Genomic DNA, 16,270 nt, shown 5'->3' on the forward strand with positions numbered 1-16,270 from the left:
CATCTTCTCGGTGTGATCGCGGGTCGCCTCCTTCTCGATCACGATGGTCTCGCCGGGCGCGGCGAGCCCGGCCAGCAGCACGGCGGATTTGAGCTGGGCGGACGCCACCGGCGGGGCATATTCGATCGGGATCGGATCGCGGGCGCCCTGCAGGGTGAGCGGCAGCCGTCCCCCCTCGGCTTCCTCGATGGCCCGTGCGCCAATCCGGGACAGCGGGTCGAGCACCCGCTTCATCGGCCGTTTGCGCAGCGAAGCATCGCCGTCGAACGTCGCCGTCACCGGGCAGCCGGCCACGGCGCCCATGACCAGGCGGCAGCCGGTACCGGAATTGCCGAAATCGAGCGGCCGGTCGGGCTGTGCGAAGCCGGCGACGCCGACGCCCCTGACCGACCAGGCGCCGGGACCGGTGCGCTCGACGGTCGCACCGAGCGCCCGCATCACCTTGGCGGTATTGATGACGTCCTCGCCTTCCAGAAGGCCGGTAATGCGGGTTTCTCCCACCGTCATCGCCGACAGGATCAATGCGCGATGCGAAATCGATTTGTCGCCGGGCACCCGCGCGCTCCCTTTCAATGCAGGCGAGCGGCGCGCGGTCAGGGGCATGGCGGGGAGGTCGTGGCTCACGGCATCGATCATTTCAGGGAAAGGGGCGGCTCTCCTAGCATTGGGCGCCCGCGGCGTCATCCGACCGGGCCAGAAAACCGCCCGGAAGAGGCATAATCGGTATTGACACTGGTCGCCCCAGCCGCCAATTCACCCGCTCAATCGAAAAGCTTCTTCAGGGAACTCCGACCGTGGCAAAGCCTGAGCTCGGTACCAAGCGCGTCTGTCCGGTGACCGGCCGCAAATTCTACGATCTCAACAAGGATCCCGTCATCTCGCCTTATACCGGCGAGGTCGTGCCGATCGCCCCGGTGATCACGTCCCGTGGCAGCCGCGCGGAAAAGGCGGAAGCGGCCGTGCCCGAGCTCGAAACCGTGGAGGTCGAGGGCGCCGAATTCGTCTCCCTCGAAGACGCCGACGCCGAGGCTCAGGGCAAGAAGTCCGATCTGCCGGATGCCGTCGATGACGATATCGAAGTCGAGGACGATGTGGCCGATGACGATTCGACCTTCATCGCCGAAGACGAAGAAGGCGACGATGACGTGACCGATATCATCGGGGACGGCATCGAGAAGGACGACGAGACTTGATCCTTCGGTCAAGGTAAGATATCCGCCCGCATCCCGCTGCGGCGGGTGACTGGAACGGGGCCATAGCTCAGCTGGGAGAGCGCTTGCATGGCATGCAAGAGGTCGGCGGTTCGATCCCGCCTGGCTCCACCAATCCCGGTCCTTCGGGACGGCAGGTGAAAGCTTCGGTGCAAGGCCGCTTCATGGGCGGCCTTTTTTATTTTCGACGCCAGCACAAGCTTTCCGCCGTTCTCTCCTCCGTGAATTGATGCACTCCGCGCCGGGAGGTAAATGCATATGCGCGCGCAGGAGCGAAATGCCGTGCGCGCTTTCGCATGTTGGGGGGGAGCGTCATGCGGATGCCGCGTCTGATCGCTGTCGCAGCGATAGCCTGGGCCACATTATCGAGTCCGGCCGCCGCGCTGACCGAGATCCATTGGTGGCATGCCATGCCGGGCGAACTCGGCCGCGAGGTCGAACGCCTCGCGTCCGATTTCAACCTGTCGCAATCCGCCTACAAGGTCATTCCGACCTACAAGGGTCTCTATACGGAGACCATGACCGCGGCCTTGTTTGCGCTGCGATCAAAGCAGCATCCGGCCATTCTGCAGGCCGCGGAAGTCGCGACCGCCACCATGATGGCGTCGAAAGGCGTCGTGTATCCGGTCCACCAGCTGATGCGCGAGCAGGGCATGGAGCTTGCGCCGGACGCATTCCTGCCCGCGGTCGCCGGCTATTATTCGGATAACGGACAACTCCTGTCGTTTCCGTTCAATGCGTCGACGCCCATTCTCTATTACAACAAGGATCAATTCCGTCTCGCCGGCCTCGATCCCGACAAGGCGCCGGCAACCTGGCCGGAGGTCGAAGCTGCCGCACGCAAGCTCGCTGAGAAAAAGATTCCCTGCGGCCTCACCACCGGCTGGCCGTCCTGGATCAACGTCGAGAATTTCTCCGCCTTCCATAATCTGCCGATCGCCTCCCAGGACAACGGCATGGGAGGCACCGGCGCGCGTCTGCAATTCAACAATCTCGTGGTGACCGGCCATCTCTCCACGTTGGTGGAATGGCAAAAGAACGGATGGTTCGATTATTCCGGCCGCACCAACGACGCCGAGCGCAGATTCTACAAGAGCGAATGCGGCATCCTGATTTCGTCCTCGGCGGCGCGCGCGGACATCATCGCCAATGCCAGCTTCGAGATCGGCTATGGCCTGCTGCCCTATTGGCCTAACGTCGCGGGCGCGCCGCAAAACTCGATCATCGGCGGCGGGTCGCTTTGGGTGCTGCGCGACCGGCCCGAGGCTGAATACAAGGGCGTCGCCGCCTTCCTGTCATTCCTGTCGCGGCCCGAAGTGCAGGCGCAGTGGCATCAATGGACCGGCTATCTGCCGACGACGCATGCGGCCTATGAGCAGACGCGCGCCCTCGGCTTCTACGAGCGCAACCCCGGCACCGACATCTCGATCCGCCAGATCACGCTCAATCCGCCGACCGCCAACTCAAGGGGCCTCCGGCTCGGCTCCTATGTGGTGATCCGGGACATCATCCAGGAGGAAATCGAAGATGCCCTGGCCGGCCGCAAATCGGCGAAGACGGCGCTCGACAACGCGGTCCAGCGCGGCAACGAGGTGCTGATCCGGTTCGAGACCACGGACCAATAATGCCCCCACCTTTGGGGCACCTTGCCGCACCCATACACCACGGAACACCTCCCGGCGGCCCGCCCGGGAACCCGGGTTCCCTCAGGCTCTTGCAGCGGCCGCAATGCGGCCCATATTAGGGGCGTCCCGGCGGGTCCGCCGGGACAATGTATGGGGGTGCCTCTTTTGGGCCCCGTCAAAGTCGCTGGAAAGGGCTTTGAGATGTCCAGAATGCCTTCGTTGTCCAGCCCGTTCCTGTTGGGTTTCGACGAGATCGAGCGCGTGCTCGACCGCGTCACCAAGGCGGCGGACGGATATCCCCCTTACAATATCGAGCGCATTGCACGTGACGATCGCAATCCCGATCGCCTGCGCATCACGCTCGCGGTGGCCGGCTTCACCCTCGATCAGCTCGAAGTGAGCGTCGAGGAGAACCAGCTCGTCATCCGCGGCCGCCAGGTCGAGGACAAGACGCGCGAATTCATCCACCGGGGCATCGCCGCCCGCCAGTTCCAGCGCACCTTCGTGCTGGCCGACGGGATGGAGGTGCTGCAGGCGGATCTGAAAAACGGCCTGTTGTCGATCGACCTGGCGAGACCGGAACCCGCACGGACGGTGCGGACCATCTCGATCACGGCGCATGAGTGACTATATCTGGGGAAAGAATCCCGGACATGCGACGATCGGCACGGAACCGACGGACCATTGGGGAACTTGAGTTGACGAAGGAGTAACGGACATGACCAACGAACACACCGAAAAGCCGATCATGTCGTCTCAGGCCTTCGCGGTACTCGGCGGAGGCAAGATCGCGTATGTGAAGCCGATCAAATCCGAGAATGTACATGAGCTTTATCCGCAGGCGCCGCAGATGCAGCCGGGATTGCAGCTTTTCGCGCTTCACGCCGCAGACGGCACGCCGATCCTCGTAACCGATACGCGCGAAGCTGCGGTGGCGAACGCCTGGACCAACGAGCTCGAAGCCGTCAGCGTTCACTAACGGCAATCGATCCAGGACCTTGTTGCGAGCCACGGCCGGTCTCGGCCGTGGCTTTTTTTGTCTGCAATCACCGGCCTCAGATCCGCAGTCACTGCCGTGTGAGCGGGGCCATGTGAGCCGGGGATTGAACCGATGACGATCGCGGACCGTCCAATCTTCAGAGGAGACACCGCTATGTCCGCATCCGTCAGCCGTCATCCAGCCGCGACACTCTCCGCGCGCGACATCGCGGCGCTCGCCTGGCGCAATCTTGCTTATGTGCGGGTGGCCCGTTCGGAAGATGTCGGATTCTTCTGCCCCGAGGCTCCGCTGCTTGCGCCGGGCGCCGAGGTCTTTGTGCTCTGTGCCGCCGACGGCACGCCGCTTCTCGTCACCGACAGCCGCGAGTCGGCGATCGCCAATGCCGAGAACGAAGAGCTAGAAACGGTGGGCGTCCACTGACACCGCTTCGCTGAAAGCAGTCTCTCAGGCGGCACTCGACGTCAGCGTCAGCACCGCATAGAGCGCATCCGCGTCGCGCGAATCTCTCAGCTTGTTGGCTGTATCCGCATCCCGCAGCAAGCGCGCGACGCGCGCCAAGGCCTTCAGATGATCGGCGCCTGCCCCTTCCGGAGCCAGCAGAAGGAAAACCAGATCGACAGGCTGGCCATCGAGCGACTCGAAATCGATCGGCCGATCGAGACGGGCGAACAATCCGAACAGCCGCTCGAGCTTCGGCAGCTTGCCATGCGGAATAGCGATGCCATGGCCGATGCCGGTGGAACCGAGCTTTTCGCGTTGCAGCAAGGTTTCGAAAATGACGCGCTCGCTGAGGCCGGTGAGTTCGGCCGCACGCGCCGCAATTTCCTGAATCGCCTGCTTCTTGCCGTTGACCTTGAGGGCCGGAATCACGGCATTTGCGGCCACAATATCGTTAAGCGCCATTGGAAACGGTCCGCGTATCCGCCGGTATAAGGATCGTGTTGAAGTTGTCGGGGCTGAAGCGGGGCGGACCATAGGGATGGCCCTGCGCCGCGTCAATGGCTCCCGACCCGCAATCTGCTCGACCGGATTTCACGCTTTTTCCTCTCTCGCCGCAACATTCAGCGGCCGAGCGACGCGCCCTGTTTCTCGCGCCGGCGCTGCACCGACGAGGCGATGCGCATGCCTTCGCGATATTTGGCGACGGTGCGCCTTGCGATATCGATTCCAGCCTCGCGGAGTTTTTCCACGATTGTGTCGTCGGAGAGGATGTCATTCGCCGTCTCCGCTTCGATCAGATTCTTGATGCGGTGACGCACCGCTTCCGCCGAATGCGCCTCGCCACCATCAGCGGACGCGATCGCGGATGTGAAGAAGTATTTCAGTTCGAAGATGCCGCGCGTCGTCGCCATGTATTTGTTGGCTGTGACGCGCGACACCGTGGATTCATGCATCGAAATCGCGTCCGCGATCGTCTTGAGATTCAGCGGCCGAAGATGCTGCACGCCATGGGCAAAGAACGCGTCCTGCTGCTTCACGATTTCCGCCGACACTTTCAGGATCGTGCGTGCGCGCTGGTCGAGCGCGCGGATCAGCCATGTTGCCGATTGCAGCTTCTCGGCGAGATAAGCCTTGTCAGTCGGTGTCGCGGCGGTCTTCGAGACCGTTGCGTGATACTCCTGGTTCAAAAGAATTTTGGGCAGCGTGTCGGAATTCAGCTCGACGCGAAATGAACCATCGGGTGCGGGACGGACAAACACGTCCGGCACGATGGGCTGCACCGTCGCCGATCCGAATGCGAGTCCTGGCTTCGGATTGAGCCGCTTGATCTCCGCGATCATGTCCGCAATGTCTTCGTCGCTGACGCCGCAGATCTTGCGAAGCGCGGCGACATCGCGCTTGGCCAACAGATCGAGACGGCCCAGCAGCGCTTCCATCGCCGGATCGTAGCGGTTCAGCTCCTTGAGCTGGATCGCGAGGCATTCGGACAGGTTGCGCGCGCAGACACCCGCCGGATCGAAGCCCTGAAGGATCGCAAGGACCGCCTCAACCTGCGCCAAATCGGCGCCGACCTTGTCGGCTACGGCCGTGAGATCGCCGGTCAGGTATCCGGTTTCGTCGACCATATCGATCAGGTGCTGACCGATCATGCGCTGAGCGGGGTCGCTCACCGTCAGCGACAATTGCTCGGCGAGATGATCCGCCAGCGTTCGCTCGGCCGAAACGAAGGCTTCGAGATTATACTCGCCATCTTCACGGCCTCCCGAACCGACACTGGCCCATTCGGAATGCGCCGCGGTCGCGTCCTCGGCCCGCGCCGACGCGACATTGGTGCCATCCTCCGGAAAGACGTTGTCCAGCCGGGTCCCGAGATCCTCTTCGATGGCGTTGCGACTGACCGCCAGATCCTCGCCCAGCCATTCCTGGGGGCTCTCCCCGTCAGCCGGAGCGTCCGCGGCCTCGGCGGGCGGCTGCGCGCCGTCGTCGTCGCTCGCGCGTTCGAGCAGCGGGTTCTTTTCGAGTTCCTCCTCGACATAGGCGACGAGGTCCAGGTTGGAGAGCTGCAGCAGCTTGATGGCTTGCATCAGCTGCGGCGTCATCACCAGAGCCTGGCTCTGCCGGAATTCGAGGCGTGTCGTCAGTGCCATGAGGCTTCCCTAGCCCAGCGGCACGGTTTGTGCATGTGGAAAATAGGCGCAAGCTTAAGCCGCCCGGCCCGCATTTTCAGGCCGAAATTCGGCAATTTGCCTATAAAATGGGCAGATGCGCCGCATCCAGCGGCTCAGAGCCGGAATTCTTCGCCCAGATAGAGCCGGCGGACATCCGGGTTATTCACGATATCCTCAGCCCGGCCCTCCATCAGCACCTCGCCCGAATAGATGATGTAGGCGCGGTCGGTCAGCCCCAGCGTCTCGCGGACATTGTGGTCGGTGATCAGCACCCCGATGCCGCGATAGGTCAGATGGCGAACCAGCTGCTGAATGTCGCCGACCGCAATCGGGTCGATGCCGGCAAAGGGCTCGTCCAGCAGCATGTAGCTCGGCCGGCTCGCCAGCGCGCGCGCAATTTCCACGCGCCGCCGCTCACCACCGGAAAGCGCGATCGACGGCGACTTGCGCAAGCGCGTGATGTTGAACTCATCCAGCAACGCATCGAGATCGCGCTCGCGGCGCTTGGGGTCGGGTTCGACCACCTCCAGAACCGAACGGATATTCTCCTCGACATTGAGGCCGCGGAAAATCGAGGCTTCCTGGGGCAAATAGCCGATGCCGAGTCGGGCCCGCTGGTACATCGGCAAGGGCGTCACATCGTTTCCGTCGAGCTCGATCTTGCCGGCGTCGGCTTTGATCAGCCCGGTGATCATGTAGAAAATCGTGGTCTTGCCGGCGCCGTTCGGCCCAAGGAGGCCGACCGCTTCGCCGCGCCGCACGAACAGGCTGGCGCCGCGCACCACCTTGCGCGGGCCGAAGCTTTTCTCGACGCTGTGCGCGGCGAGGTAGCCCTGCGCCGCCTGCGGCCGTTGCTGCATCGGCTCCTGGCGCCGTGGACGCGGCGGCGCAAAGCGGGGGTCCGGAGCACCACGTACCGCCAATTCGCCCCCGCCACCGACCCCAAGCCGGGCTGCGAGCGCGTCGAGGCGACTGCGCTGCGGGGGATCGGGCCTGAAATGATTCTGGTTGACCGTTTCCGGGTGCAGGGGATGCCCCGCCGGGGCTCCCTGCCGCGCCGGCTGCCTGACCAGGACGTCGTCCCGCAGAGGGTCGATCCGCAGCGCATCGGCGTCCGAAAGAGGCGCACCGGCGCGCTTTGCATCGGACTTGCCGACGAGCCCGCCGATCTTATCCAGTTCGACCCGCCACGCGCCGGAGGATTTGCGCTTGCGCGCTTTTCCGGGCCGCTTCCGGCGGAATATCGACAGGAAATCGAACACGCTAATGTCCCGTATCCGACATCCGTTTCGATACGCGGCTCGCTCGCACGCAAACTCCCCAATCGAAGAACAAGAGCAATCTCATCGTTTCGGGGTGACCTGAATCGCAGGCATTCTGAAGGCGGCGGCGATATCGACGGACCTGGCGCACAAAGATTTCAAGCCGCCCGCCCGCAGATCATCTGGATAGTCCGTGGAAATCACGGTTGCAACGGCACGCGCCGGCTCAGTTTGTCACGGACGGGCCGGACGACGGCAGTGCTGTCGGCTTCGTTCGGAGTGCGGGCTTTGGAGTCTCCTTCGGTTGACCGGGTTGCCCACCCGGCGCGTCTTCCTTGCTGGTCGAGAACAGACCCTGCACGCGGCCGCCTTCGACCTTCGCGTAGTTGGTCGTCAGATCGACCACCAGACGCTCGCCCTTGAGGACATTGTTGCCTTGCGTAATGACGACGCCGCCACCCAGCGTGACGGTGTTGGTCTTCATTTCGAAGATGCCGGTGGCACCAGTCGCGGTTTGATCTTTCGATGTCACAACGACGCCGCCGCGCGCTTCCAGGCGCCGGATCGATTGTCGTCCGCCCGGTCCGGGCTGCGCCGCTTTCATGGTGCTGCCCTTGCTCGCCTTGCCGCCTTTCGGATCGTCCTGATCGTAGAAGACGCGCAGCTCCTTGCACTTCATGACGGTGTCACCCTGCGTCACCACGACATTTCCGGTGAACACCGCCATCTTGTCCTTGTCACGCACTTCAAGGCTGGCCGCTTCGATCTTGACCGGCTCATCCTTGTTTCGCGCAAAGCCTTGCAGCGCATTCGGCACACCGACGTCCTGCGCCGGCGCCGGCGGCTTTTGCTTTTGCGCTTGCACCGGAGCCGCAGCGGCAAACGCCAGGATCAACGCCACCGCCAGCGAACGGCATCCAACTCCACGAAAGCAGGTCATCGCGCGCTCGCCTGACTCGCTGCCTGCGATTCCATGCCGCGATTGATCGCTTCAGGCGTCAGCCACATCACGACGCCGCCGTCAAACCGGATCACGGCGCCGGTTTCGGTCACCTCGAGGCGATTGGCGTCAAGCGTACCCTGCGGCATTTTCATCTGAACCGGCTTCTCCGAAACGATGCGCCCCTTCTTCACTTCGACCTGGGCTTCGGTCAGCCGCCCTTGATATCCGGCCGTCGAGACGATGAGAATTTCCTGATTGAGCTGCAGCAAGTCCGCCTTGGTATCGAAGACGCCCTCGACGGCGGTGAGAGTCACCCTGCTCTTGTCTTCCATGTCGATCCGGCCGGTGATTTCCTTCATCTCCACAATCGTCGGATTTTTCGTGTCCTGCGAAGCCGCCGCCGCGGTGACTTCGTATTCCCTCTGATCACGCGTGAAGCCCGCGAGCCGCGGCGATTCCATGGTGATCTTCGATCCTGAAATGACCAATGTGCCGAACTCGGTGGGTATCCGCAGCCAGCGCGCGGGATTGAGGTAATTCGCCAGAACCAGCCCGACCACGGTCACCACAAGAAAGGTCGGCACCGCCTTGCGCATGAACCGCACCCGGCGGCTGTGCCGGCGCGCGCCTGCGATCACCACGCGCCGCTCCCCGGCGGCGGGTTGTCCCGGCTGGCCCCAGTCGTCAGGTCCGGCGAGCATGCGGTTCATGGGTAGCGTGTGGTCCTGCCCCGAAATCGATGGTCACCCGCTGCCCATCCTAGCCGGTGAAGGGCGGAAAATCGCGTCCGAATATGGCCCCCGCACGGCGACGGCCTAGGAGTGAGCGAAAATATCCTCTTCCGCCCAGCCCATCAGGTCGAGCTGCGCCCGATGCGGCAGGAATCGGAAACAGGCCTCCGCCACCTCGGTCCGGCCCTCGCGCGCCAGCATCATATCCAGCTTTTCCTTGATCGCGTGCAGATAAAGGACGTCCGACGCGGCATAGGCGATTTGGGGCTCGGTGAGGACTTCGGCGCCCCAGTCGGAGGATTGCTGATGCTTGGACAGGTCGACCCCCAACAGCTCCCGCACGAGGTCCTTCAATCCGTGTCGGTCGGTATAGGTGCGCGCCAGGCGCGAAGCGATCTTGGTGCAATAGAGAGGGGTGGTCGTGACGCCGAATGCCTTCAGGAGCACGGCCACGTCAAAACGCCCGAAATGGAAAATCTTCAGGATCGCCGGATCGGCGAGCAGCCGCTTCAGATTCGGCGCCTCGCAGCCGCCCGCGGGAATCTGAACCACATCGGCCGAACCGTCGCCCGGCGACAATTGCACGACGCAGAGCCGGTCTCGATGCGGATTGAGGCCCAGGGTTTCGGTGTCGATCGCGACCGAGTGTGTGTAGCGCGAGAGGTCGGGCAGATCGCCGCGATGCAGGCGGATGGTCATACAGGTCTCGCGACGAAAGAGATGGTGCCCAGGAGAGGACTCGAACCTCCACGGCTTTCACCACTGGTACCTGAAACCAGCGCGTCTACCAATTCCGCCACCTGGGCAACGGGCGGAGACATAAGTGGCGGGGTACGCCATTGTCAACGATGGGACACCTATACAGCGCAGAAACCTTGCGGTATCCCGCACGGATCATCGGACGCGGCATTTCAAGGCAATTTTCCATGGCCCTTCAGACCAATTCCGACACACTGGTTACGGTTTTCGGCGGTTCGGGATTTCTGGGCCGCCATGTGGTACGGGCACTGGCGAAGCGGCGCTTCCGGATCCGCGTCGCGGTGCGCCGGCCCGAGCTGGCGGGCCATCTGCAGCCGCTCGGCACCGTGGGCCAGATCCACGCCGTGCAGGCCAATCTGCGCTATCCGGCCTCGGTGGAAGCGGCGGTCCGTGACGCGTCGGTGGTCATCAACCTGGTCGGAATCCTGTTCGAACGCGGCCGGCAGCGGTTCGACGTCGTGCAGCATCTCGGCGCCGAGCAGGTCGCCAAAGCGGCCCATGCCCATGGCGCGCGGCTGATTCACACCTCAGCTATTGGCGCGGACGAGCATTCGCCGTCGCTCTACGCCCAGTCGAAGGCCCGCGGCGAGCAGGCGGTGCACGCGGTCTTGCCGGACGCCGTGATCGTGCGGCCTTCGGTCGTGTTCGGCCCGGAGGACGATTTTTTCAACCGCTTCGGATCGCTGGCGCGTTTCCTTCCGGCGCTGCCGCTGGTCGGCGGCGGGCATACGCGCTTCCAGCCGGTCTATGCCGCGGATGTCGGAGAGGCCATCGCCAATCTCGTCGAAACCGGTGAGGGCGCCGGAAAGACGTACGAATTCGGCGGCCCCGAAGTGCGTACCATGCGCGAGATCATGGAATACGTCCTTGCCGAAACCGGGCGCTCGCGGATGCTTGTGCCGGTGCCGTTCACGCTCGCCAAGATCCAGGCGTGGTTTCTGCAATTCCTGCCCAACCCGCCGCTGACGCCGGACCAGGTTGAATTGCTGCGCACCGACAATGTGGTGTCGGAGCACGCGATCAGGGATCACCGCACGCTGCAGGGACTGGGCATCACGCCGGCTGCGTATCAGGCTGTCGTGCCGAGCTATCTCTGGCGCTTCCGCAAGACCGGGCAGTTCCGTACCAACCGCTACGCCTGAGCGCGGTCAGAAGCCGATCGCCAGCAGCAACAGACCGAGAGTCCCGACCACGACGCGCCACCAGGCGAACAGCGCAAAACCGTGCCGCGAGACGTAGTCGAGGAAGGTCTTGACCACGAAGAAGCCGGCGACGAACGAGCAGACGAAACCGATCCCGACCAGAAGCAGATTGTGCGACGTCATCTGATCGTGATTCTTGATCAGATCGAGGGTAAAGGCTCCGGCCATCGTTGGCATCGCGAGGAAGAACGAGAACTCGGCGGCCGATCGCTTGTCGGCGCCGAGCAGCATCGCCGACACGATGGTCGCGCCGGACCGCGACACCCCCGGTATCATCGCGAAGCACTGGCAAATGCCGATGATCAGGCACATCGGCAGCGAGAACTGCATCGCGTCGTTGTATTTGGGCCGTAGATCCATGTCGTCCACCCAAAGAAGGACGGCACCGCCGGCGATCAGGGTGAAACAGACCACCCACACGTTGAAGAGATAGGCCTTGATGACCGAATGCATCGCGGCCCCGATCAGGGCGGCGGGCAGAAAGGCGATCAGGACGCCGATCACGAAGCGTCGAGCGCCGGGATCGGACAGCGCGCCGATGGCGATGCGCCAGAGCTTGGCGAAGTAGATCGACAGGATGGCCAGGATCGCGCCGAGCTGAATCAACACGACGAAGGTCTTCCCGAACTCGTCGTCGGAAAAGCCCAGGAACCGCTGCAGGATCAGCAGGTGGCCGGTCGACGACACGGGCAGAAATTCGGTCAGGCCCTCGACGATGCCGAGGATGGCCGCCTTGATCAGATCGCTCATGCTGATATGCCCCACCCCGCGTCCGGACTCACGCGGGCCGCGCTTTTGTGAACCGAACCCGCCGTTCCGGCAATGAAATTTCCAAACTCACAACACTTCGCCGCTTTTTACAGCAATATCCGCGGCGACCCTGTCATGATTCGAAGGCCGGATGCTGACCCTCCTCCACCACCCGTTTTGCCCGCATTCCCGCTTCGCGCGTCTGGCGATCGCGGAATTCGATCTTGAAACCGAACTTGTCGAGGAACGGGTCTGGGAGCGCCGAGAGGAATTCCTGATCCTCAACCCGGCCGGCCAAACGCCCGTCTTGATCGCCGAAGGGTTTCCGGCGGTGCCGGGCCCCAACGTGATCGCGGAATTCCTGTCCGAAATGCACCCCTCGCTCGGCGACGGCGTTCGGGACCGCAACCTGATCGGCGCGAGCCCGCAGCAGCGCGTCGAAGTCCGGCGCCTTCTCGCCTGGTTCGCGGAGAAGTTCGCGGCCGAGGTGTCGTTGCCGCTTGCCAATGAGCGGCTGCACAAGCGCTTCATGACGCCCGAACAGGGCGGCGGCCCCCCCGACACCGACGTCATGCGCGCGGCCCGCAAGAATATCCGGTACCACCTCGCCTATATCGACTGGCTCACCGGACAGCGCGACTGGCTGGCGGGCGACCGGCTCACCTTCGCAGACCTCGCTGCAGCGGCTCATCTCTCGGTGGTGGATTACCTCGGTGACGTTCCCTGGGCCGAAACCCAGTACGCCAAGCACTGGTATGCCCGGATGAAGTCCCGACCGTCCTTCCGCCCGATCCTCGCCGAGGTCTCCGGCGCATTGCCGCCGGCGCCGCATTACGCCGATCCGGATTTTTGATCCGCACGCAATGTCGGTCCCTGCTTTCGCGGGGACGATTGCGTGAGGGCGGCTGCCTTCTGTGAAAACCCGAATACGCCTCAGCCGCGGTCGTGCGCTGCGGCCATCGCCCGCGCCTTCGGGCCGGGCCCGCGCATATAGTGCCGTTCGGGACGGTATCTGTTGTGGCCCTTCAGTCGCAGGATGAGCCAGTGCAGCGCGGCGGCGAGCTTGTAGATCATCGGTTTGTTCGTGTCGTTGGCGCGGTCCGGCCCCGCATGGTTCAAGTCCGGTTCACGCAGTTGCACGCATGCGACAAAGTTAGCGTTCAAAAGCGAAGGTTTCGTTAAACTCTTTCAGGATGACCGCATCATGGCTCGATTCGCGCGAATGTTGGCGCGAGCATTTCAAATAGCGCGCGCATGTAGCGCGCACGACACAAGTGCGTGTGAATCGACAATAGGAAAATGAGGGCGAAGAGCGATGTCGCGCCCGGCTTGCGTCAGGCGCTCAACGCGAAAGAATGCGGATCACGCCCGCGCGATCTCGCCGTCGATCGTCTTGTGCTCGGGGCACCGCGCAGCCTGCCAGACCGGACCGAGATCGACGACTTCGACTTCGAGGCATTCGACGTCGAGCCGCAAAGCGCCACCGCCCGAGAATGACAAGGTGACGACACCGCCGGGTGCATCGGTCTCATGGAATTCGACGGCGAGGAGGTTGAGTACCTGCTCCTTGGCGGAGCAATCGAGACTCTTGCATTTGCAGGACAGAACACGATCGAAGCGGAGCGCGGCGCGCCGACGTCGCCATTCCGGCCTTTCGCCAACCGCGGCTTCCCAGTCGAACCGGTTCAGAGCGATCACAACCCGGTTTTCGTTGGGCCGCCAGAGTACCTCGCCGATCTTCACCACCGCATCCTGAAGATGAGCGGATACGATTTCCAGATCCTCGCGATCGAGCGCGATGAGTTTCAGCATGTCCATGACACGGCCTTTTCGGTCGGTCGCAAAGAATTCGAAAATTCGCCCTGAAGGCTAATTAGGCAAACAGCCATAATGTCGCAAGGGGGCCACGGACAGGAATAAACAGGCCCCCGGCCCTTGCGGTTAAGCGCTGATCCGCTCGACCATGGCCCCGCACGCATTGAGCTTCTCTTCGAGGCGCTCAAAACCGCGGTCGAGGTGATAGACCCGGTTCACGATGGTCTCGCCTTCGGCAGCAAGGGCGGCAATCACAAGGGACACGGAGGCCCGCAAATCGGTCGCCATCACCGGCGCGCCGCGCAGCCGATCCACGCCCTCGATCGTCGCCTCCTGCCCGTCAAGCGAGATACGGGCACCAAGCCGCGCCAGCTCCTGCACATGCATGAAGCGGTTTTCAAAGATGGTCTCGGTGATGCGCGAGGTGCCCTTGGCCTTGGTCATCAGCGCCATCAGCTGAGCCTGCAGATCGGTCGGAAATCCGGGGAATGGCTCGGTCGTCACATCGACCGGGCCGAGCCCGCCGCCATTGCGCGCCACCCTTATGCCGGTATTGGACACGGTGACATCCGCGCCCACCTGGCTGAGCACATCGAGCGCACTCTGCAGCAATTCCGGACGCGCGCCTTCCAGCGTGACGTCGCCACCGGTCATCGCGACCGCCATGGCATAGGTGCCGGTTTCGATGCGGTCGGGCAGCACACTGTGCCGCGCCGGACCAAGGCGCGAGACGCCCTCGATCTCGATGCGTGGCGTACCGGCACCCGAAATCCTGGCGCCCATCTTGATGAGGCAATCCGCGACGTCCTTGACTTCCGGCTCCTGCGCGGCGTTTTCGATCACCGTCGTCCCGTTGGCGAGCGAGGCCGCCATGATGGCGACATGGGTGCCTCCGACCGTGACTTTCGGAAACACGATGTCCCCGCCGCGCAACCCGCCCGCGGGCGCCTTGGCGACGGCATAACCCGCGTCGATATCGACCTTCGCGCCGAGCCGCTCCAGCGCCATCAGCAACAGATCGACGGGGCGCGTGCCGATGGCGCAGCCTCCCGGCAACGAGACCTTCGCCTCCCCCATGCGCGCAAGCAGCGGCGCGATCACCCAGAAGCTCGCCCGCATTTTCGAGACGAGTTCATAGGGCGCGATGGTGTCGACGATATTGGCCGCGGAAATCTTCACCGTCTGGCCGGCGTGGTCGCTTTCGCCCGCGCGCTTTCCCGACAGCATCACATCGACGCCGTGATTGTTGAGGATGCGCTGCAATTGCACGACGTCCGCGAGATGCGGGACATTTTCGAGGATCAGCATGTCCTCGGTCAGGAGACTCGCAATCATCAAAGGCAGGGCGGCGTTCTTGGCCCCGGAAATCTGGATATTCCCCTCCAGAGGCCTGCCTCCGGTGATGCGAATGCGATCCATGTTACCCCCACGAACGGACGCGACTGGTTATTCTATCGCAATAATCCGCCCTTGGGACGGAATCTGGACGGCTCAGCCCCGCGATTCGGACTCGGCGCCACCGCCCTCATCGCGGTCCGCGCCGGCCGCGCGCTCCCGAATCTGCGCCTTGCGCCGCCGCAGATTGTCTCGCAGAGCCTTCGCGAGGCGCTCTTTTCGCTGGTCGTTTGGAGCAGGTCCGGTGTTCTTCTCCATAGGGCCGGACAAAGCCGAAAACCGAGTGAGAGGCAAGGGGCGCACGGAGTGCCGGCCCGGCATGCATCGTTTCGGCGAGGCTCACGATATTGCGAATGCAACGCGGCCGGCGACGCCCTAGCTGACCGCCTGTCGATTGAGGAGAGAAAACGATGCGGATAGCCTTGAAACTGGTCCTCGCCGGACTGCTCGTCGCAGGGGCGTTGGCCGACGCGATGGCGCAAACCAGAAAGCGCCCGCAGGCCCGGACCCAGGCACCGGCCGCATCGACCATAAATCCATCCGGGTTGCCCGATTGCAGCCAGCGGCCCTTCGCGCGCGATTGCGACCGGCGCGGGACCTGGTGAGCGGCGACCCGATCGGGGGGGACCACCTGACGCCGCGGGAGCACCCTTCTGGCAAAAGAGCCGCCCCTGACCGGGTTCTCCCGCAAAAACCCTGCCGCGATGCTTGCCGCCTCACCTCCCGGCGGCTATTAACGCCGCGGCGCAGGCGGCCTTTTCGGTCCTGCCATGCGCCCTTTTGCACCGATCGCCCCGAGACGCCGGGGTCGTCAGCAAAGCTGCCGTAGCTCAGTGGTAGAGCACTCCCTTGGTAAGGGAGAGGTCGACAGTTCAATCCTGTCCGGCAGCACCATCGTCGCCATCATCGTCGTAAGACCTGCCTGCCCTTTCACCGCCTCAAAATGCGGCAGGTTTACTGCGCGTTAA

The 16,270-nt window shown here is 63.5% G+C and carries 18 protein-coding genes, 3 tRNA genes and 1 pseudogene; 10 read left to right on the forward strand and 12 right to left on the reverse strand.

Annotation, left to right across the window (positions count from 1 at the left end; all coding sequences use genetic code 11):
* A pseudogene (locus VN004_RS22330) lies at window positions 1-603 on the reverse strand (3-phosphoshikimate 1-carboxyvinyltransferase); the annotation flags it as partial.
* A 191-nt stretch (window positions 604-794) separates the two neighbouring features.
* On the opposite strand from VN004_RS22330, the gene VN004_RS22335 reads away from it, so the two are divergent.
* The 6 genes from VN004_RS22335 (at window position 795) to VN004_RS22360 (ending at window position 4,256) form a co-directional block, all read left to right on the forward strand.
* Window positions 795-1,193: a TIGR02300 family protein gene (locus VN004_RS22335; protein ID WP_325614503.1), complete on the forward strand. Its 399-nt coding sequence runs from the start codon at window positions 795-797 to the stop codon at window positions 1,191-1,193.
* A 56-nt stretch (window positions 1,194-1,249) separates the two neighbouring features.
* Window positions 1,250-1,325: transfer RNA gene (locus VN004_RS22340), tRNA-Ala, on the forward strand.
* Between the two features lie 200 nt (window positions 1,326-1,525).
* Complete coding sequence (gene ugpB / locus VN004_RS22345; protein ID WP_325614504.1) at window positions 1,526-2,836, forward strand: sn-glycerol-3-phosphate ABC transporter substrate-binding protein UgpB; 1,311 nt, start codon at window positions 1,526-1,528, stop codon at window positions 2,834-2,836.
* A 201-nt stretch (window positions 2,837-3,037) separates the two neighbouring features.
* Complete coding sequence (locus tag VN004_RS22350) at window positions 3,038-3,463, forward strand: Hsp20 family protein (protein WP_325614506.1); 426 nt, start codon at window positions 3,038-3,040, stop codon at window positions 3,461-3,463.
* Window positions 3,464-3,554: 91 nt separating this feature from the next.
* Window positions 3,555-3,815 carry a DUF1150 domain-containing protein gene (locus VN004_RS22355; protein WP_325614508.1) on the forward strand — a complete coding sequence of 87 codons (261 nt, stop codon included), beginning with the start codon at window positions 3,555-3,557 and terminating at the stop codon, window positions 3,813-3,815.
* A gap of 132 nt (window positions 3,816-3,947) precedes the next feature.
* A complete protein-coding gene (locus tag VN004_RS22360) occupies window positions 3,948-4,256 on the forward strand; it encodes a DUF1150 family protein (RefSeq protein ID WP_325614510.1) in 309 nt (102 codons plus the stop codon).
* A 24-nt stretch (window positions 4,257-4,280) separates the two neighbouring features.
* On the opposite strand, the gene ptsN is transcribed toward VN004_RS22360, so the two are convergent.
* From ptsN to VN004_RS22395, 7 genes are all read right to left on the reverse strand, one after another.
* On the reverse strand, window positions 4,281-4,739 hold the full coding sequence (ptsN, locus tag VN004_RS22365) for a PTS IIA-like nitrogen regulatory protein PtsN (RefSeq protein WP_325614512.1): 459 nt from the start codon (window positions 4,737-4,739) through the stop codon (window positions 4,281-4,283).
* 158 nt (window positions 4,740-4,897) lie between these two features.
* On the reverse strand, window positions 4,898-6,424 hold the full coding sequence (gene rpoN / locus VN004_RS22370; RefSeq protein ID WP_325614514.1) for an RNA polymerase factor sigma-54: 1,527 nt from the start codon (window positions 6,422-6,424) through the stop codon (window positions 4,898-4,900).
* Window positions 6,425-6,558: 134 nt separating this feature from the next.
* Entirely contained in the window at window positions 6,559-7,707 is a 1,149-nt protein-coding gene (lptB, locus tag VN004_RS22375; RefSeq protein ID WP_325614517.1) for an LPS export ABC transporter ATP-binding protein, read from the reverse strand.
* Window positions 7,708-7,933: 226 nt separating this feature from the next.
* Window positions 7,934-8,647: an LptA/OstA family protein gene (locus VN004_RS22380; RefSeq protein WP_325614519.1), complete on the reverse strand. Its 714-nt coding sequence runs from the start codon at window positions 8,645-8,647 to the stop codon at window positions 7,934-7,936.
* Window positions 8,644-9,360 (reverse strand): LPS export ABC transporter periplasmic protein LptC, encoded by a 717-nt coding sequence (gene lptC / locus VN004_RS22385; RefSeq protein WP_325614521.1) that lies wholly within the window; start codon window positions 9,358-9,360, stop codon window positions 8,644-8,646. Before lptC ends, VN004_RS22380 begins: the two co-directional genes overlap by 4 nt.
* A gap of 105 nt (window positions 9,361-9,465) precedes the next feature.
* The gene (locus VN004_RS22390; protein WP_325614523.1) at window positions 9,466-10,080 is read right to left on the reverse strand and encodes a ribonuclease D; all 615 of its coding nucleotides are present in this window, start codon (window positions 10,078-10,080) and stop codon (window positions 9,466-9,468) included.
* A gap of 22 nt (window positions 10,081-10,102) precedes the next feature.
* Window positions 10,103-10,187 (reverse strand) — tRNA-Leu (locus VN004_RS22395).
* Between the two features lie 120 nt (window positions 10,188-10,307).
* Between VN004_RS22395 and VN004_RS22400 the strand changes: the two genes are divergently transcribed.
* A complete protein-coding gene (locus VN004_RS22400) occupies window positions 10,308-11,282 on the forward strand; it encodes a complex I NDUFA9 subunit family protein (protein ID WP_325614525.1) in 975 nt (324 codons plus the stop codon).
* A gap of 6 nt (window positions 11,283-11,288) precedes the next feature.
* Here VN004_RS22400 and VN004_RS22405 read toward each other — a convergent pair whose 3' ends face one another.
* Complete coding sequence (locus VN004_RS22405; RefSeq protein WP_325614527.1) at window positions 11,289-12,092, reverse strand: undecaprenyl-diphosphate phosphatase; 804 nt, start codon at window positions 12,090-12,092, stop codon at window positions 11,289-11,291.
* 151 nt (window positions 12,093-12,243) lie between these two features.
* Here VN004_RS22405 and VN004_RS22410 point away from each other — a divergent pair, with 151 nt between their 5' ends.
* Window positions 12,244-12,945 carry a glutathione S-transferase family protein gene (locus tag VN004_RS22410; RefSeq protein WP_325614529.1) on the forward strand — a complete coding sequence of 234 codons (702 nt, stop codon included), beginning with the start codon at window positions 12,244-12,246 and terminating at the stop codon, window positions 12,943-12,945.
* Window positions 12,946-13,025: 80 nt separating this feature from the next.
* Here the strand turns inward: VN004_RS22410 and VN004_RS22415 are convergent, their stop codons facing one another.
* The 3 genes from VN004_RS22415 to murA all read right to left on the reverse strand — a co-directional run bounded on the left by VN004_RS22415 (window position 13,026) and on the right by murA (window position 15,326).
* Complete coding sequence (locus VN004_RS22415; protein ID WP_325614531.1) at window positions 13,026-13,166, reverse strand: hypothetical protein; 141 nt, start codon at window positions 13,164-13,166, stop codon at window positions 13,026-13,028.
* A gap of 288 nt (window positions 13,167-13,454) precedes the next feature.
* A complete protein-coding gene (locus VN004_RS22420) occupies window positions 13,455-13,910 on the reverse strand; it encodes a DUF2948 family protein (RefSeq protein ID WP_325614533.1) in 456 nt (151 codons plus the stop codon).
* A 123-nt stretch (window positions 13,911-14,033) separates the two neighbouring features.
* The gene (murA, locus tag VN004_RS22425; RefSeq protein ID WP_325614536.1) at window positions 14,034-15,326 is read right to left on the reverse strand and encodes a UDP-N-acetylglucosamine 1-carboxyvinyltransferase; all 1,293 of its coding nucleotides are present in this window, start codon (window positions 15,324-15,326) and stop codon (window positions 14,034-14,036) included.
* Window positions 15,327-15,712: 386 nt separating this feature from the next.
* On the opposite strand from murA, the gene VN004_RS22430 reads away from it, so the two are divergent.
* Both VN004_RS22430 and VN004_RS22435 read left to right on the forward strand, forming a co-directional pair.
* The gene (locus VN004_RS22430; RefSeq protein ID WP_325614538.1) at window positions 15,713-15,907 is read left to right on the forward strand and encodes a hypothetical protein; all 195 of its coding nucleotides are present in this window, start codon (window positions 15,713-15,715) and stop codon (window positions 15,905-15,907) included.
* A 214-nt stretch (window positions 15,908-16,121) separates the two neighbouring features.
* Window positions 16,122-16,196 (forward strand) — tRNA-Thr (locus VN004_RS22435).
* Window positions 16,197-16,270 lie beyond the last annotated feature (74 nt).

Source organism: Pseudorhodoplanes sp., assembly GCF_035565855.1.
In the GTDB taxonomy this organism is placed as follows: domain Bacteria; phylum Pseudomonadota; class Alphaproteobacteria; order Rhizobiales; family Xanthobacteraceae; genus Pseudorhodoplanes.

Excerpts from the sequence above, each read along its gene's own strand:
- ugpB (WP_325614504.1), top strand. The coding sequence starts at position 1,526 with ATGCGGATGCCGCGTCTGATCGCTGTCGCAGCGATAGCCTGGGCCACA.
- VN004_RS22350 (WP_325614506.1), top strand. The coding sequence starts at position 3,038 with ATGTCCAGAATGCCTTCGTTGTCCAGCCCGTTCCTGTTGGGTTTCGAC.
- VN004_RS22355 (WP_325614508.1), top strand. The coding sequence starts at position 3,555 with ATGACCAACGAACACACCGAAAAGCCGATCATGTCGTCTCAGGCCTTC.
- VN004_RS22360 (WP_325614510.1), top strand. The coding sequence starts at position 3,948 with ATGACGATCGCGGACCGTCCAATCTTCAGAGGAGACACCGCTATGTCC.
- ptsN (WP_325614512.1), bottom strand. The coding sequence starts at position 4,739 with ATGGCGCTTAACGATATTGTGGCCGCAAATGCCGTGATTCCGGCCCTC.
- rpoN (WP_325614514.1), bottom strand. The coding sequence starts at position 6,424 with ATGGCACTGACGACACGCCTCGAATTCCGGCAGAGCCAGGCTCTGGTG.
- VN004_RS22380 (WP_325614519.1), bottom strand. The coding sequence starts at position 8,647 with ATGACCTGCTTTCGTGGAGTTGGATGCCGTTCGCTGGCGGTGGCGTTG.
- lptC (WP_325614521.1), bottom strand. The coding sequence starts at position 9,360 with ATGAACCGCATGCTCGCCGGACCTGACGACTGGGGCCAGCCGGGACAA.
- VN004_RS22390 (WP_325614523.1), bottom strand. The coding sequence starts at position 10,080 with ATGACCATCCGCCTGCATCGCGGCGATCTGCCCGACCTCTCGCGCTAC.
- VN004_RS22400 (WP_325614525.1), top strand. The coding sequence starts at position 10,308 with ATGGCCCTTCAGACCAATTCCGACACACTGGTTACGGTTTTCGGCGGT.
- VN004_RS22405 (WP_325614527.1), bottom strand. The coding sequence starts at position 12,092 with ATGAGCGATCTGATCAAGGCGGCCATCCTCGGCATCGTCGAGGGCCTG.
- VN004_RS22410 (WP_325614529.1), top strand. The coding sequence starts at position 12,244 with ATGCTGACCCTCCTCCACCACCCGTTTTGCCCGCATTCCCGCTTCGCG.
- VN004_RS22415 (WP_325614531.1), bottom strand. The coding sequence starts at position 13,166 with ATGATCTACAAGCTCGCCGCCGCGCTGCACTGGCTCATCCTGCGACTG.
- VN004_RS22420 (WP_325614533.1), bottom strand. The coding sequence starts at position 13,910 with ATGGACATGCTGAAACTCATCGCGCTCGATCGCGAGGATCTGGAAATC.
- murA (WP_325614536.1), bottom strand. The coding sequence starts at position 15,326 with ATGGATCGCATTCGCATCACCGGAGGCAGGCCTCTGGAGGGGAATATC.
- VN004_RS22430 (WP_325614538.1), top strand. The coding sequence starts at position 15,713 with ATGCGGATAGCCTTGAAACTGGTCCTCGCCGGACTGCTCGTCGCAGGG.